The organism is Thioclava sp. DLFJ5-1 (assembly GCF_002020115.1).
In the GTDB taxonomy this organism is placed as follows: Bacteria; Pseudomonadota; Alphaproteobacteria; order Rhodobacterales; family Rhodobacteraceae; genus Thioclava; species Thioclava sediminum.
Window position 1 is genome coordinate 14,230 of the sequence record NZ_MPZU01000009.1, and the last position, 15,165, is coordinate 29,394.

14 protein-coding genes and 1 pseudogene are annotated in these 15,165 nt (G+C 60.3%); 11 read left to right on the forward strand and 4 right to left on the reverse strand.

The features are described 5' to 3' along the window. Positions 1–125: 125 nt before the first annotated feature. Positions 126–410: a hypothetical protein gene (locus tag BMI86_RS20060; protein ID WP_038068706.1), complete on the forward strand. Its 285-nt coding sequence runs from the start codon at positions 126–128 to the stop codon at positions 408–410. Positions 411–435: 25 nt separating this feature from the next. On the opposite strand, the gene BMI86_RS20065 is transcribed toward BMI86_RS20060, so the two are convergent. Further along, complete coding sequence (locus BMI86_RS20065; protein WP_026155629.1) at positions 436–1,101, reverse strand: L,D-transpeptidase; 666 nt, start codon at positions 1,099–1,101, stop codon at positions 436–438. 248 nt (positions 1,102–1,349) lie between these two features. Here BMI86_RS20065 and BMI86_RS21525 point away from each other — a divergent pair. Then, positions 1,350–1,457, forward strand: a pseudogene (locus tag BMI86_RS21525) (IS5/IS1182 family transposase); the annotation flags it as partial. 175 nt (positions 1,458–1,632) lie between these two features. Here BMI86_RS21525 and BMI86_RS20070 read toward each other — a convergent pair. After that, positions 1,633–2,703 carry a hypothetical protein gene (locus tag BMI86_RS20070; RefSeq protein WP_038068700.1) on the reverse strand — a complete coding sequence of 357 codons (1,071 nt, stop codon included), beginning with the start codon at positions 2,701–2,703 and terminating at the stop codon, positions 1,633–1,635. Between the two features lie 226 nt (positions 2,704–2,929). Here BMI86_RS20070 and BMI86_RS20075 point away from each other — a divergent pair, with 226 nt between their 5' ends. The 7 genes from BMI86_RS20075 to BMI86_RS21360 all read left to right on the forward strand — a co-directional run bounded on the left by BMI86_RS20075 (position 2,930) and on the right by BMI86_RS21360 (position 10,950). Further along, the gene (locus BMI86_RS20075; protein WP_038147529.1) at positions 2,930–3,811 is read left to right on the forward strand and encodes a recombinase family protein; all 882 of its coding nucleotides are present in this window, start codon (positions 2,930–2,932) and stop codon (positions 3,809–3,811) included. 134 nt (positions 3,812–3,945) lie between these two features. After that, positions 3,946–5,139: a plasmid partitioning protein RepA gene (gene repA, locus BMI86_RS20080; protein ID WP_038147418.1), complete on the forward strand. Its 1,194-nt coding sequence runs from the start codon at positions 3,946–3,948 to the stop codon at positions 5,137–5,139. Further along, positions 5,123–6,052 carry a plasmid partitioning protein RepB gene (repB, locus tag BMI86_RS20085; RefSeq protein WP_078542900.1) on the forward strand — a complete coding sequence of 310 codons (930 nt, stop codon included), beginning with the start codon at positions 5,123–5,125 and terminating at the stop codon, positions 6,050–6,052. Before repA ends, repB begins: the two co-directional genes overlap by 17 nt. 214 nt (positions 6,053–6,266) lie before the next feature. After that, positions 6,267–7,478 (forward strand): plasmid replication protein RepC, encoded by a 1,212-nt coding sequence (gene repC, locus BMI86_RS20090; protein ID WP_038147420.1) that lies wholly within the window; start codon positions 6,267–6,269, stop codon positions 7,476–7,478. Positions 7,479–7,658: 180 nt separating this feature from the next. After that, positions 7,659–9,827: a ParB/RepB/Spo0J family partition protein gene (locus BMI86_RS20095; protein WP_078542901.1), complete on the forward strand. Its 2,169-nt coding sequence runs from the start codon at positions 7,659–7,661 to the stop codon at positions 9,825–9,827. 99 nt (positions 9,828–9,926) lie between these two features. Then, entirely contained in the window at positions 9,927–10,400 is a 474-nt protein-coding gene (locus tag BMI86_RS20100; RefSeq protein WP_078542902.1) for a hypothetical protein, read from the forward strand. A gap of 385 nt (positions 10,401–10,785) precedes the next feature. After that, positions 10,786–10,950 (forward strand): hypothetical protein, encoded by a 165-nt coding sequence (locus BMI86_RS21360; RefSeq protein ID WP_007803240.1) that lies wholly within the window; start codon positions 10,786–10,788, stop codon positions 10,948–10,950. A gap of 366 nt (positions 10,951–11,316) precedes the next feature. Here BMI86_RS21360 and BMI86_RS20105 read toward each other — a convergent pair whose 3' ends face one another. Together BMI86_RS20105 and BMI86_RS20110 are read right to left on the reverse strand one after the other, a co-directional pair. Next, positions 11,317–12,654: an ATP-binding protein gene (locus BMI86_RS20105; protein ID WP_054540795.1), complete on the reverse strand. Its 1,338-nt coding sequence runs from the start codon at positions 12,652–12,654 to the stop codon at positions 11,317–11,319. Beyond that, positions 12,651–13,310, reverse strand: a complete 660-nt coding sequence (locus BMI86_RS20110; protein WP_078542903.1) for a response regulator transcription factor — start codon at positions 13,308–13,310, stop codon at positions 12,651–12,653. The genes BMI86_RS20105 and BMI86_RS20110 overlap by 4 nt, the downstream gene beginning before the upstream one ends. A gap of 145 nt (positions 13,311–13,455) precedes the next feature. Here BMI86_RS20110 and BMI86_RS20115 point away from each other — a divergent pair, with 145 nt between their 5' ends. After that, entirely contained in the window at positions 13,456–13,773 is a 318-nt protein-coding gene (locus tag BMI86_RS20115) for a PepSY domain-containing protein (RefSeq protein WP_038068680.1), read from the forward strand. Continuing rightward, positions 13,730–15,115, forward strand: coding sequence for a ferredoxin reductase family protein (locus tag BMI86_RS20120; RefSeq protein ID WP_038147432.1), 1,386 nt, complete (start codon positions 13,730–13,732; stop codon positions 15,113–15,115). Before BMI86_RS20115 ends, BMI86_RS20120 begins: the two co-directional genes overlap by 44 nt. Positions 15,116–15,165 lie beyond the last annotated feature (50 nt).

A 15,165-nucleotide genomic window follows, 5' to 3' on the forward strand; every position in this document is an offset into this window, starting at 1 on the left:
CTTCAAGAGCAAAATACGGTGGTATTTCAGTTTGTTTTATTGCTAGAGGATGCGGCGACCGGCTCCATCACGCCTTGAGGCATGAAAAGCCGATGCAAAGAAAAACAGACACGAAAGGAAGCTTGATGCGGGTTTTGATGCTGAAGCAAAAAATAATTGTTGCAGTGGCGCTGTCTCTTACGGCCGGGTGCGCAATCCAGCCGACTGGACCGGGCGACTCGGCAGACCGGCGGGGCAAAGTTCCCGAAGCCGTGATTGCAATGGCTGCCCCGGATCAGGATGTTGCAACCGCGCGCTTGGTGCCCGAGGACGGGTGCTACTGGTACAAACACAGCGGCCCCGTAGAAACAACCTTGCTGCCGCTGCGCACGGCGAACGGCAATCGTATCTGCACCCCTCGCGAAACTTAATTGCGTTTGCCGTCCGCTGCTTGGCTTAGCTGCGGGCAGTCACGCTGTCCTCCGCCGAGTAAAGATAGGCGGTAGAGCCGGTCTCGACGTTCGGGTAAAGATCATTGATATGAGCCATGACCATCCGTACGCAGCCCGAACTTGCGCGGCCACCGATACTCCGTGGGCTCGGAGTGCCATGGATGCGCAAAAGGGTATCGCGATCCCCGACGTAGAGATACAGCGCCCTCGATCCAAGCGCGTTTTCCGGTCCCGGTTCCATGCCATCGGCAATGTCAGCATAAAGTTCGGGGTCGCGATTGATCATGCTCTGTGTCGGTTGCCAGTGCGGCCACCTGACCTTGCGCTTGATGGTATAGACACCCGGCTCGTAGAGGTTCCCCCGCGCGATGGCCACGCCGTAGCGCATCGCGGTTCCACCCTCTTCAATGTGGTAAAGATATCGTGCGACCGCGTCGACATGGATATCTCCCGGCACGAGACCGGCCTTCGCGACCACACGTTGCGGTAGGAACCGCGGGTGCAATCCCCATGGGTTGGAAGTCTCGGCAACATAACCCTGAGGCGTCACCTGTGCGTCCCATTCAGCCTTCTGAGCCTCGGTGGGCCAAGTGTCGGCAAAAGCCATACCGGGACCGGTCACCGAAAAAAGCGCCGTTGTTGTCTGAATGAAGTGTCGTCTTGTCAGCATTTCGTACCCTTTCGGTTCTCACCGGCGATTGATGGCAAGAACGGTATGTGTTCTCCTTGAACAGATAGGACTTCTAGTGGCTAGAGGTTCAAGGGCAAATTTTCGTAAGTAGACATGCGATCCTTGCAGTTTCCAGTTTGCTAGGGAGGAGAAAACTGCTCGCACAATACCTGGTCCGAAGTTGCGCAGCGACAATTCGTTAAGTCGCAGATTGTCTGGAAATTTAGGCACAGCGGCTTCGATATCGCGACCATGAGATCGGGAACGTCACGGCACAGGGAACTTGCGCCACTCGCAAATGCTACGATGCCATCTCTGGCTCCGGCTCTCATTCCGTTATTTCGCCCCGTTACAACCTTCACCCACTGGAGCTTCAAGCGATCAATTGTCACAAAAACGTGAGACGAATGGCTAACGAACGCTTTGGGCTGGAAAAGCCTTGTCGCATTCGAACGGAAAGTGGCTTAAACGATCATCTGGGGCGGCACTAAAGCGTGCCAGGTCAAGCCGGTGTCAGCCTCGACAAATGACCTATATTAGGTCAGCTTTCCACATGCGATACCTCCCGTTCCCCGTCACCTCGCGGATCAAACCGCTTGCCTCCATCCATGCGAGATTGCGCTGAACGGCGGCGCGGCTGGCTCCGGTCATGGCCTCAGCCATCGGGGCGGAGACCAAGGGCCATTCCGTGAAAACCTTTCGCAAGGCAACCGGCGTGCGGCCAGATAATTGCGCCATGACGTTTTCTGCCCGCCCGATCCACACTTCAATATCATCAAGTGTTCGCATCGCCGTTAGAATTGCGCTGTTCATCCCATCCAACCAGCGGGCCAAACGCTCGGGTGGCAAGCCCGAAACGCGCAGCCCCCCGGCCCCGGCCATAGCGAGCGGCGCGAAGATGGCACCGCTTCCATCGCTGGTCGCGATCCTAGACGCGGTGACGGCAGCTTCGATCTGGTCGCCGTGGCGTCCGAGGCCCGCCAAGCTCCACAGGTGATACCCCATGCACGCCCGCGTGATCGGGTGGAGACCCTTTGCGGCTGCCATGACGTCCAGCCACCCACCCGCGCGATCCTCGAAACGCTCAGCGCTGTCTTCAATGTTCTCGGGGTCGCGGCGATCCAGAAAAGCGGCCAGGTCAGCCATCGGTCCGGGACCGCCTGTCAAGCGCCGAACAGCCCATCCAACGCGTGCCAAGGCATTTGGGTCATCCTGTGCACCTGACAGCCGCATGGATACCCAGAGCGCCAGACGATCAGTACTCACCCGATCTCCTGCGACCCAGCTGAGGGCCGCTGCCTCGACAAGAGCGAGGCGATGCCGCCAGCCTTCCGGGCCGCGCAGCAGCCGGTCATCCAGAGCTCCCAGGCGTCCAGCCACCTTTGCTAGCCGCGCAGCGTGAACGCCTTCTGCCTTTGCCCAGTCTTCGATGACGGCAGTGTCCGGCGGTTCTGCACGCGGCCCGGGAGGCAAATCATCTGGTTCTTCTTCGAATGGTCCCGGCAGAAACCAGAGATCCTTTTCGTGAGCCTCTGCATCCTCCTCGGTAGTGATGAGGGGGTCGTCGTAACCATCAGTCAAAATAGAGGCTCTCGTATTCATATGTGCAAAATACTTATTTTTTGCACATTACCCAAGTGATTTTGTGGCGGTTGCCTACGCCCTTTATATAGCACGCTCGCGCGACTGCCGGCGGAACCTCTCAGATCGCGCTCAGCGCTAGGGAACCAAGGGTCTTAGGATGAACGCGACGAGAGAGCACCTACTTGCATTCGTTTACAAACGGTCGTTTATTGGCGATATATTAAATTGCAAACGGCCCAGTTTCATGCCCCTGATTGGCTATGCGCGCGTCTCCACCGAGGATCAGACCCCCCTGCCCCAGTCTGAAGCACTGCAGTCTGCGGGATGCACCGAGATCTTTGAAGAGCACGCCTCGGGCGGCAATCGCGCGCGGCCCGTGCTTGCACGTGTGCTGGAGCGGATTGGCAAGGGCGACACGCTGGTCGTCGTGCGGATCGACCGGCTTGCGCGGTCTTTGTCGCACCTACTTGAGGTGATCGAAAAACTGGAGGGCAAGGGGGCGTTCTTCCGCTCGCTCCAGGACCCGATCGACACTGCCTCGCCCCAGGGCAAGTTCACGTTGCAGGTTCTGGGCGCTGCGGCTGAGTTCGAACGCGCTCTGATCCGCGAGCGTACCAAAGCCGGACTTGCCTCGGCACGCTCAAAGGGCCGCGTCGGCGGCAACCCAGGTCTTCGCGCCAAGGACCCTGAAGCGCTGCGCAAGGTGCGGCTGGCGCGACAGGACGGCTACATGGAGCGCTTGAACGAAACTGCGCAGGATTGGGTGCCCCATGTGCGCCGTTTGCGCCCCGATCTGGCTTGGGAAGACGTCCTGCGGATCATCAATGGCCCCCTGCCCCATGATCGGCGCTGGACGCAAAGCCGCTTGCTTCGCGCCGTGAAGGCATACGTGGCGGACGGATTCCTGCCTGCTGAAGTGCTTGGACGCGCTGGACGTCGCGAAACCGACGATCGCCTGCCTGCGATTGTCGCCGCAATCAAAGGTGCTGACCCCGAGATCACCTTGCAGGCAATCTGCGACCGACTGGAATCCATGCGTGAGCGCACCCCTCGCGGTCGCACCAGCTGGCAGCCTTCCTCAGTCAGAATGCTGCTGGAGCGTGCTGAAAAGCTGGGGCTCCTCTGAGGATCACACTTGTGTTGGCCTAACCGATTTCCACTAAATCTAGAAAGTGCTTGCACGAATCTGGTTGGTCGGGCAATAGTCTCGAAAAATAACGCGCGGTCACATAAAAAACGCGCCCACGGATCGGGGTAGACATGAGCGAAGTAGAGCAGGATCTAGACATCGCCATCGGGCACTACGCGGAACTTCTCGCGTCGAACCTGCATGCTCAGCGCGCCGCACACTTCCCTCCGGATGCAAAGAAGGTGATGCGCACTTTGACTAGCGGCGAAGCTGCTGAGCTCCTTGGCGTCGACCATACCTATCTTCGGAAGCTTCATCGAGAAGGAAAGATCGTTGACGTTGAGACGACGGCTGGAAGTCATCGTCGCTATACGCTCGACGATATCTGGGAAATCCGGCAGACGCTTGAAGGAAACGCAAAAAAGTCTGGAACTTACGTGCCTGGGCGTCGCGACGGTGACGAGCTTCAAGTCGTTTCAGTGGTGAACTTCAAGGGCGGGTCCGGCAAAACGACGACGTCTGCTCACCTCGCTCAACGCTTGGCGCTTAAGGGGTACAGGGTTCTTGCGATCGATCTCGACCCTCAAGCATCCCTTTCAGCTCTTCATGGAATCCAGCCGGAACTCGACCTTATGGAGGGCGGAACCCTCTATGATGCAGTTCGCTATGACGATCCGGTTCCGATCGGCGAAGTGATCCGCAAGACCTACATCCGCGGCCTTGATCTCATCCCGGGCAACCTTGAACTCATGGAGTTCGAGCACGAGACGCCTGCTGCTATCCAGCGAGGAGGAGCGAAGGCGTTCTTTGCGAGAGTTCATGATGCTCTCGATAGTGTTGAAGCAAACTACGACGTTGTTGTGATCGACTGCCCGCCGCAGCTTGGTTTCTTGACGATGTCAGCACTTTCCGCGTCCTCGGGTGTACTCGTGACGGTTCACCCGCAGATGCTTGACCTCATGTCGATGTCCCAATTCCTGCGAATGACTGCGGATCTCCTGGGAGTGATCAGGGATGCAGGCGCAAATCTGCGCTTCGATTGGCTGCGCTTTTTGCCAACGCGATACAAAGTCGGCGACGCGCCACAAACCGAAGTCATCGCTTTCATTCGCGGGCTGTTCGGGAGGTCGGTCCTGACCAATCACATGGTTGAATCGACCGCAATTTCTGATGCCGGCTTGACCAAGCAAACGCTCTACGAAGCTGACAAGAAGGACTTCACGCGTCAGACGTTTGATCGTGCGATCGAATCCATGAACGCAGTGAACGATGAGATCGCTGAAATCATCCAGAACACATGGGGGCGGAATGGCAAGAAAGCCTAAACTTGGCCTGCCGCTGCAGACCCTTCGCAACGCTCCTGACGCTCTTGAAGGACGCCGACTGCGTGGCGGTGTATTTGAGATCGATCCGGCGCAGATTGTTACCGAAGGACGGTTGGATGACAGGCTTCAGATTGAAGTTGAGGGCCTGAAGAACTCTATCTCCAAGAACGGTCAGCGTGTGCCTGTCTTGGTCCGCCCACTGGAAGGCGATCGCTACAACCTGATCTATGGCCGCAGGCGCCTAGAAGCATGTCGCGAACTCGGTATCAAAGTTCGAGCCATCGTCACGGAAGTTGAGGGTGATCAAGCGCTTCGAGATCAGCTTCTCGAGAACCAAGAGCGTCGTGATCTGAGCTTTATTGAACGCGCGCTTGTTGCAACGGCGCTTCTGGACGGTGACCATTTGGAAGGGGCTGAGCGCACCAATCGAGGTGTCGCCGAAGTCCTTAACCTCCACGAAGCTGGGGTTTCACAACTCTTGAGTGTCGTTCGGACAGTCGGCGAGGAACTCATCCAGGCAATTGGTGCAGCTCCTGGGATTGGTCGCCCAAGATGGGAAGAACTCAAAAAGGCCTTGGGTGCCTACGACGGTGATCGAGACCAACTGCAAGCCGCAGCTCATACAGCTAAGTCCGAAAGTTCCGGCTCGGTCGATGAGGTTTCTGATCGTGCGTTTCTCGCAGTTCTGGAAGCTGCGAAGAGCGCGGAGAGGAAAGCAAGTCCGTCTCGCAAGGGCGCGCCTGCTTTGGCGATCCCCGGTGTCGGAGCTGCGACAGTCAGGACCGGTCGCCAAGGCAAGCAGCTAAAACTCGATCTGACTACGGATGAACCTGAATTTGTCAGCTGGTTGGAGGGCAATGCCTCAAAGCTGATTACCGAGCTTCATGAGCGCTGGAAGCGTTCAGAAGACTGAGGAAGAGCAACCAACAAGAAGGAGGCACGATACAGGCAAAAAAGAAAAAGGCCCCGAGAAGCTAGCTTCACGAGACCTTTGTAAGGTTTCGCACCGGGATCAGCCCGCTACAAAATCTCAGTTTTCGCACTTCTGAATGTAGCGTTCTGGCCCCTACCCCGCAAGCGCAAAGCGATTCGCGGGCCGCAGAAATTTTGCCTTCGTGAATGTTTTCATGGAGTACACACCGATTTCGCCGTTTATGCGGCCGATCTCGCACGCCCATCTGCGCGTGATCGAGCGCCCCGAGGCATCTGTTCCGGGCAGACCCGTCAACAAGTGGGAACTCCTGCGCGAGCTCTCCAAGGCGCAAGCGGCCTTTGGCGTGTCAGAACGTGATTTGACTGTTTTGCAGGGGCTCCTCAGCTTCTTTCCAGACGATGCACTTGGCGGGAACGCCGAGATGGTAGTCTTCCCCTCGAACAAGGCGATCTGTGAGCGCCTGAATGGTATGCCCTGCTCCACGATGCGTCGTCACCTCGCGCGTCTTGTCGATGCTGGTTTGCTCCAGCGGCGTGATAGCCCCAATGGAAAGCGCTACGTCCGCAAGCACGGCGAAGAGCGCGTCGCCTTTGGCTTCGATCTTTCCCCGCTCTACTGCCAGTCCGAGGAGATAGCACGGGCCGCAGAGGCCGTACGTGAGGCTGAGGAGCGCGTCAGGCGTCTGAGAGAGGTTGTAAGCCTCATGCGGCGTGATCTCGCGGCTCTCGCGGAGTTCGGAGGCGAGATGCAGCCAGGCCTCGGCATCTGGGACCAGCTTCGTGACAAGGCTATCCTCACAGCGCGCGCGCTTCGCCGCAAGCTTTCAATTGAGGACCTCGTGGCCTATCGAGCCGATCTTGAAGCTCTCCTCGACCAGGCACGCAACATCATTGATGGCTCTGAAACAGAAGGAATGAACACCAATGATGCCCGATCTGAGCGCCACCATCAGAGTTCAAATATAGAATCTATAGATCTTGAACCTGCTTTAGAAAAAAGCGGGGCGGCGGCCGGCGTGCCAGATGTGGACAGGGATGAGCCCGTGGCTGACGTCGATGAACAGGACACAAGACACCTGCCAAAGATCCCGCTGCACCTGGTGATCGCGGCATGTCCCTCGCTCAATACCTTCTACCAAGGCGAAATCCGACATTGGCATCAGCTTTTTGACGCGGCATGCCATGTGCGGCCAGCTATGGGGATCAGTGCGTCTGCATGGGAAGAAGCTCAGCGGTTCATGGGTCCGGAGCAAGCGTCGATCGTCGTTGCTGCCATGCTGGAACGCTTTGAGGACATCAGATCGCCTGGTGGATACTTGCGAGCTCTAACTGCCAAAGCTGCGGCCGGTGAGTTTTCCTGTGGGCCGATGGTCATGGCATTGATTGGGCGACGATCTGCAGCTTAACAGCTGTTAAGGTTGAGAGACTGCGTACTGTTCCGCGACATCGGAACTGACGACTTAACAGCTGTTAAGGTCCTGTCTCGGGAGCGTCAGAATAAGAGAGGGAAAGGTTTGTTGGTTTGAGGGGTGACGGGAAGTGAGATCGGGAGAGTGGCTTCCGGCGCCCGTCGTGGAGAAGATCTGATGGCGAAATCTGCCCAGAAAGTCACCCTGTCCCCGTCCCGGGACATTCCCTTCGACAAGCTCGTGCTGAGCCAGTCCAACGTCCGGCGCATCAAGGCTGGCATTTCGGTCGAGGAACTGGCCGAAGACATCGCCCGCCGCGGGTTGCTGCAGAGCCTGAGCGTTCGGCCCGTTCTGGCGGATGACGGGTCCGAGACCGGTAAGTTCGAAATCCCCGCTGGCGGTCGGCGCTTCCAAGCCCTTTCACTACTAGTGAAGCAGAAACGCTTGGCCAAGACGACGCCCATTCCCTGCATCGTGCGGGATGCCAAGTCCACGATCCTCGCCGAAGACGACTCGCTCGCTGAGAACATGCAGCGCGCTGCCTTGCATCCGCTCGATCAGTTCCGCGCCTTCGTGGCGCTTCGGGAGAATGGTCAGGGCGATGAAGAGATCGCGGCCGCTTTCTTCGTCACGCCGCAGGTGGTCAAACAGCGCCTGAAACTCGCCGCCGTGGCCCCTGCCCTGCTTGAGCTCTATGTCGAGGATGAAATGACGCTGGAGCAGCTGATGGCCTTCACCGTCAATCCGGATCACGAGCGTCAGGTTCAGGTCTGGGAGGCGATCCGGTCGTCGTGGAACAAGGAACCCTATCAGATCCGACGCATGCTGACGGAAACCTCCGTGCGGGCCTCTGACCGGCGCGCCGTCTTTGTCGGCGTCGAGGCCTACGAGGCGGCGGGCGGCACCATGTTGCACGACCTTTTCCAGGGTGACGACGGCGGTTGGCTGGAAGACCCTGCCTTGCTTGATCGCCTGGTCAGCGAGAAGCTTCAGGCTGAAGCCGAAGCCATCGCGCCCGAGGGCTGGAAATGGATCGAGGTCTCGCTCGACCTGCCCTATGGCTACAGCCACGGTTTGCGGCGACTGAGCGGAGATCCAGCGCCGATGACGGATGACGAAGGCGCGGCCCATGCCAAGCTGCTTGCCGAGTACCGGGCGCTCGAGGAGGAATGCGAGGGCCAGGATGAATTCCCCGAAGAGATCGACGCGCGCCTTGGCGCGTTGGAAGTCGCGATGGAGAAGCTCGAGACGCGGCCGCTGATCTTCGACGCGGAGGAGATCGCGCGGGCAGGGGCCTTTGTGACGCTTGATCGCTCTGGCGAGCTTTCCGTCTATCGGGGCTTTGTGCGGCCGGAGGATGAACCTCGGACAGAGGCCGACGTCCACAGCGGTGAACCGGCGGCAGACAGGCAGGGCGCTGAGCTTTCGGCGACGAGCAACGTGGATGGTATCGGCCATGGCACGGTGATCACCTCTGCTGGTCAAATGCTTGGCGCGAACATGCCCGACGACGAGGACGATGGTGCGTTGAAGCCCTTGCCCGAGCGGCTGATCATGGAGTTGACGGCGCACCGGACATTGGCATTGCGGGAAGCTGTCGGGCGTTCTCCTGACGTCGCCCTGACGCTGCTGCTCCTGAAGCTCGTCAATGACACCTTCCGGACGTCCAGTTCGGCCGGCAGCTGCCTCGAGGCCTCGGTGCGTCACGTCTACATGTCCGCGCAGGCGAGCGATCTGAAGGATAGCGTGGTGGCCAAGCTGGTGGATGATCGCCACGCCGAGTGGGAGGCCGACTTGCCGCTCGGCGACGATGCCGTTCTTTGGGACTACCTGGCTTCCCTCGATCAGGCGAGCCGGCTGTCCCTACTCGCGCATTGCCTCAGCTTCGGTATCAACGCGCTCCATGAGAAGGTGAATCCTTATGGTGCCGGTATCTCCGCCAGCGGTTTGACCAAGCGGATGACCCAGTCCGACTTGGTCGCACAGGCGGTCGAACTCGACATGGTCGAGGCGGGTTGGGAGCCGACGGCCGACACTTACCTGAACCGCGTGCCCAAGGCACGGATCCTCGAGGCCGTGCTCGAGGCGAAAGGGGAGGGGACGGCGCAACTCCTCGATCACCTGAAGAAGGGCGAGATGGCGACCGAAGCCGAGCGTCTGCTGAAAGGCAGCGGTTGGTTGCCGGAGGTTCTTCGCCGTCACGACCTGGCAGCACTCGACGGTGCGGAAGGGCAGGGGGCGTCTGCGTCCGTTCTTGACGCCGAGCAGGCCGAAGATGTCGACCTGCCTGCCTTCCTCACCTCTGAACTGCCAAGCGATGAGGCATCGATAATGGCCGCGGAGTGATCTGCGCCATCCGAGGGCGGGCAAACCCGCCCTCAATCATATAAAATACAGCAATATCAATATGATGGATGCAAAATCACGCATTCAGGATGAGGAATCATGTCTGCAACCACCATTTTCGACACTGCGCCCCTGGGGGCGCTCATTCGCTATACGGACGGCAGTCCCAAACCGCCCGCGCGGTTCACGAAGAAGCTCGCGGCCTGGGAGCGCTCGAACGGCGTCGGCCGTCTCGTCAAGAAGGAGCCGCAGCGACCCTATCCAACCTGGACGGCGCCAGCGTCGTTCACGCTGCACGAGGGGAACTTCTCCTCGGACGGGGTCATTCTCGTCACCATCATGCGAACGCATTCGGCTGACAGTGCGTTGACCTTCGAGGTCGCTGAGGAACCACAGCCCGGGCAGGTGCGTGTCCTGTTGGATTTCGGCGGTTGCACGGAGCTGCTCCACCTGGCCGAGTCTGTCACGGCTGCCGAACTCTGGATCGCAAGAGAAGGCTATCGCAACGCGCGACTCGAGATCGTCGGCAGCGAGGACGGCGATAGGGCAGGGAACGCAGAACTCGCCGCCTGAGCCTGTAAAACCCAAGGGGCCCGCCAAAGCGCGGGCCTCTCACCCATCACGACTCTCTCCCGCGAGATCGCGGGGCACCATAGGATCCAATCCATCACGGGAAGAGATCTTCACCCAAGAGCCTGCCCGGGAGGCTGGCAGCGATAGCATCAGCGGAACACCAGGCTCCAGTCAGCGGAGGACCATCCCCCGCTCGCCATTCCCTTCCTTGCCCCGAATCCCGTCTTCGAGATCAACCCGCGAGGGGTCGGACTACGGGCGAGCCCGTGCCGCCGGGTGGATTCGGACGAGCCGAACGCACCCGGTGATGTCAGCCAGTCTTCGGGCCTGCGGGGTCCTGTCGCGCGGGGGATGGTCCTCCGCCTCCAAGACAGGAGCCAAACATATGTCCCGCAAAGATGCTCACGCCTTCGCCGCTTCCCTCGCCGCCACGCTCATGGTCTCGATCGTCGTTTTCCAGGCAGGAGATGGAACCTTCGGCGCCGTCCCCGCCGACGAAATCGACGGAGACGAGGTCGTGATCGTCTCGGAATACGACCCGTTCGGGTGAAGCTTCGGCCTCACTTCCCGAGGGCCCAGGCGTGGCACAGGTGTGCACCTGGGCCTAGTAATGCCCCCGTGACCGGGGATAGTCAGTCGGCTAACAATCGCTTCCGACAGTCTGCTTCTACCATGTTCGGGAAGCCTTTTCGTCGACCATCCCTATATGCTGGAAACAGCGGTCACCCTCATGGTGAGCGCTGGTTACATGACGTTCATCAGCGCGGGGTCCATTCCGAACAGGCTGCTGGCGCTGTGCGCTGCCTTTCCGAGCGTGACGCTGCATAGCACGGTAACCGACGCGCCAGGCCAGGCCCTGATGATCTTGATCCCAAGGCTGCATTTGACCCTTTGGGAACCAAAGTGGATGTCGCTGTCACTCGCTGTCGTCTATCGGCAACCTGAGCGATACTTGAAAACCTGTGGTCCGGCCCGGCCGCGGCGATTGAAGGACAAGGCGGCTGCTGATCCGCTCTGCGATTGCGGCGACGATGGCAAGACCCAGGCCGCTGCCGTCGGAGGTGGCAGAGGCCCGCTCGAAACGCGCTGTCAGCCGGTCGAGCGTTTCGCCTGGCACGACAGGGCCGTCATTTGCCACGGTGAACTGGCCAGATGCGGTCAGCGTGACGTCGACCGGGGTAGTCTGTCCCCCATGACGAAGAGCGTTTTCCACGAGGTTCCGGCACAGAATGGCGAAGGCGTCGGGATCAAGATCTGACATGACAGCCATGTCGGGAAGATTTAGCCTGATACGATCTGGCGTGCCCGTGCGGCCAATATCGTCCACCACAATTCTCGCAACGCCCCTCAGATCCGAGCTTTTGTCCATCCTCAATCGCCCGCCTTCTGCCCGCGCGAGTTGCATCATGCGTTCTGTGCGTCGCGTCAGCCTTTTCAGCGTCTCCTCGATGTCGGTCGCACGTTGTGCAGCCGCTCGGTCCTTGGTTTCCGACCTGAGCCTCTGCGCCTGCGCGATCGCTCCCGCGAGTGGTGTGCGCAACTCGTGAGCGGCGTTCGCGGCGAAGCTTCGCTCGGCCTCGAACGCCTCACGTAATCTGGCCAGCAGGCTGTTCAGCGTATCAGCCAACGGGCCGATTTCAGTTGGAAGCCCCTCGTGAGGAACCTGCGAAAGGTCGCGAGCGCCACGTGCTTCCAGCCGCGCGCGGAACCGGCGCAGAGGATCAAGGCTGAAGCGAACTGCCAGGATGATCGCGATCAAGGCCACTGGAAGCACGATCAGCAAGGGCAGGCCGAGACCCATCTGGATTTCGCGAGCCACCGACATGCGGTGGGCCAGCGGCTCGGCCACTGTGATGCGGATCGTGTCCTGAAGCGCCGCGTCGCTGTAGAGACGGTGCGTCGCGGTCTGGCGAAACCCGGGCCCGTCATAGGAGGGGAACACGGTGGGGTCCGCCGCATGCGATTGCAGCAGGATGCGGCCTTCGGCATCGCGCACGAGATAGGTGAAGAACTCGTCGTGCGCACGGATCGGGGCGAGCCGCTGGGTCACACCCTGATCTTCCCGCCCGACGATGTCGGTTACTGCCAGCGGCAGGATCCGCTCCGCTGTCTCACGGAGCGCGCTGTCGAAGACCTCGTCCATTTCGGCCCGGACGATCACGGCCGTCACCGTCGCAGCCAGCAGCCACAGCACCGTCAGCACCAGCCCCACGGATAGGCCGAGCCGCGCCTGAAGGCTTGCGGGCCACCTCATGGCCTGCCCAGGCGGTAGCCCATGCCGCGCTCGGTTTCGATGATTGCGCTCCCCAGTTTCTTCCGCAGGCGGCTGACATGGACCTCGATGGTGTTGCTCTCGACCTCGGCGTCGAAGGCGTAGAGCTTCTCCTCCAACTGCGCCTTGGACAGGAGCTGCCCGGGGCGCGCGAGGAAGGCTTCGAAGAGCGCCCATTCCCGCGCCGTCAGCGGCACATGTCTGCCATCCCGATGGACGCTGCGCGCAGCAAGGTCGATGTCGAGCGGTCCGTGGGTCAGGATCGGGTTGGGGTTGCCGCTGTAGCGCCGCGCGACCGATCCGATCCGCGCCGACAGTTCCGACAGGTCGAAAGGCTTCACAAGGTAGTCGTCTGCGCCCGCGTTGAGGCCTTCGATGCGGTCCGACACTTGGTCGAGTGCGGTAAGAATGATGACCGGCGTCACGTCGCCCCGCGTGCGCAAAACCTTGAGGAACCTGATGCCACGCCCGTCCGGCAGCATCAGGTCGAGCAGGATTAAGTCGTAGGACGTAGCAGCCATGGCATCGCTTGCCGCATCCAACCGCGTAACCCAATCCACTGACTGGCCATCGGCTGCGATCTGGTCGCGCACGGCAGCGCCGAGGGTCGTGTCGTCTTCGATCAGCAATATGCGCATGGTCGTACCCGTTCTTGTCTAATGTCCCTGCATGATCCGTCTGGCTGACACGAAGCTGAAGCCTGTGGGTCGCGCCCGTTCAGGCTGTCGTCAGTTTCGCAGCGCATGAAGTGCATCAAGAGGCGAGCCACTAGGAGTGTGCCCCATGAAGAAGACATTGACAATTATCGGCTTTCTCGCGGTCTTCCCGGCCGGCGCGGCGCTGGCTGACGACGACTGCTTCGTTCCGATGGCTGATTGGCAGCCGCGCGACGCGGTTGCCCGTCTTGCCGAGGAAAATGGCTGGGCGGTGCGCCGCATCAAGATCGACGATGGCTGCTACGAAATTGACGGCCGGGATGCCCAAGGGCGTGCGATCGAGGTGACGGTCCACCCGGCGACGTTGGAAGTAATCGAGTTCGAGTTTGAGGACGACGATGATGATCGTCGCGACCGCGATCACGAGAGACGCGACGATGACTGATACGGCGCATCGTGATGGTAATGTCTCTGCGCCGGGCCTTCCCACACTCCCTCGGCTTTCCCTCAACTCTCCTCTGGCCCTGACGGGCCCGGTGCTGGTGGCGCTGCCATGCCTGCTGGCGGCTCTGTTCGGGATGAACACCTATGCGCCTTATGGTGCGGATGCAGCATTTGGTATTGCCGTCGGGGCCGCGGCAGTTGTCGCGATGGCACAGACCTTGATCCTCGCCGCACGGCCGCCACTGGTGGAACCATTGTTCGGCGGTCTCGATCGAATGTACCGGGTCCACAAATGGCTCGGCATTTCCGCGATGGTCCTGATGATACTGCACCAGCAGATAGAGCCGGATTTCGAGCGTTTGGTGCGTGAAACCTCCCTTGGGGACCTAGGTGAAGAGGCGGGCGAACTTGCCTTCAACGCACTTCTCGCCCTAGTCGCTGTCAGCTGGTTCCGGAGATTGCCCTTCATCGGGCTCGAGATTCCCTATCAGCTCTGGCGGTTCAGCCATCGTTTCATGGGAGCCCTTTTTGCAATCGTGGTGTTTCACCAGTTTTTTGTCGACATGCCTGCTGGGGTGGACCCGACATTCATGTTGGTGCTGAATGCTTTCGGAATCGCCGGAGTTGTCGCCTGGATCTTCACCGAGTTGCTCGCTCCGCATCTACGGCGTAGAGACTTCACTGTCAGCCAGATCAGCCAGACCGGTGACACGACCACCTTGATGCTCACTCCCAAAGGCCGTGCCATGCGGTGGCGGCCCGGGCAATTCGCTTTCGTTCGAGCGCCGGAAGCTGGACTGTCCGAGCCGCACCCTTTCACGATCGCCAGTGCCCCGCGCCCTGATGGCTCCCTGACGTTTTCCATCCGGGCTCTGGGTGGGTGGACACGGAGCCTTCCGGCGACGTTGCGGACCGGAACGCGCGTGCAGGTCGAAGGCCCCTATGGGCGGTTCGATTTTCGCAAGGGCGGTGCGCGCCAGATCTGGCTGGCCGGCGGTATAGGTATCACGCCGTTCCTCGCCTGGGCGGAAAGCCTGACGGAGGCGGAAAGGCGCGACATTCACCTCGTCCACTGTGTTCGAACGCAAGACGAGGCGATCGGGTTGGAGACGCTGCGCGCTGCGGCCGCCCGCAATCCGAGTTTCAGTTTCGAGGTGGTCGTCACGGCGCGCGATGGCAGGCTCACGGCCGAGCGCCTGATCGGCGCGGTCCCTTTCGCGATCCGGCAAGCCGATTTGTGGTTCTGCGGCCCAACCGGTCTGAAGGACGGGATTCTCAAGGGCTTGAAAGCACAAGGCCAAACGCCTCGCCGTGTCCGCTTCGAGCAGTTCGAATTCGCCTGAACGCGGGGCAGGGCGCATAGCCATGCCAGCCCTGTAGCCTGCGCTCGCAT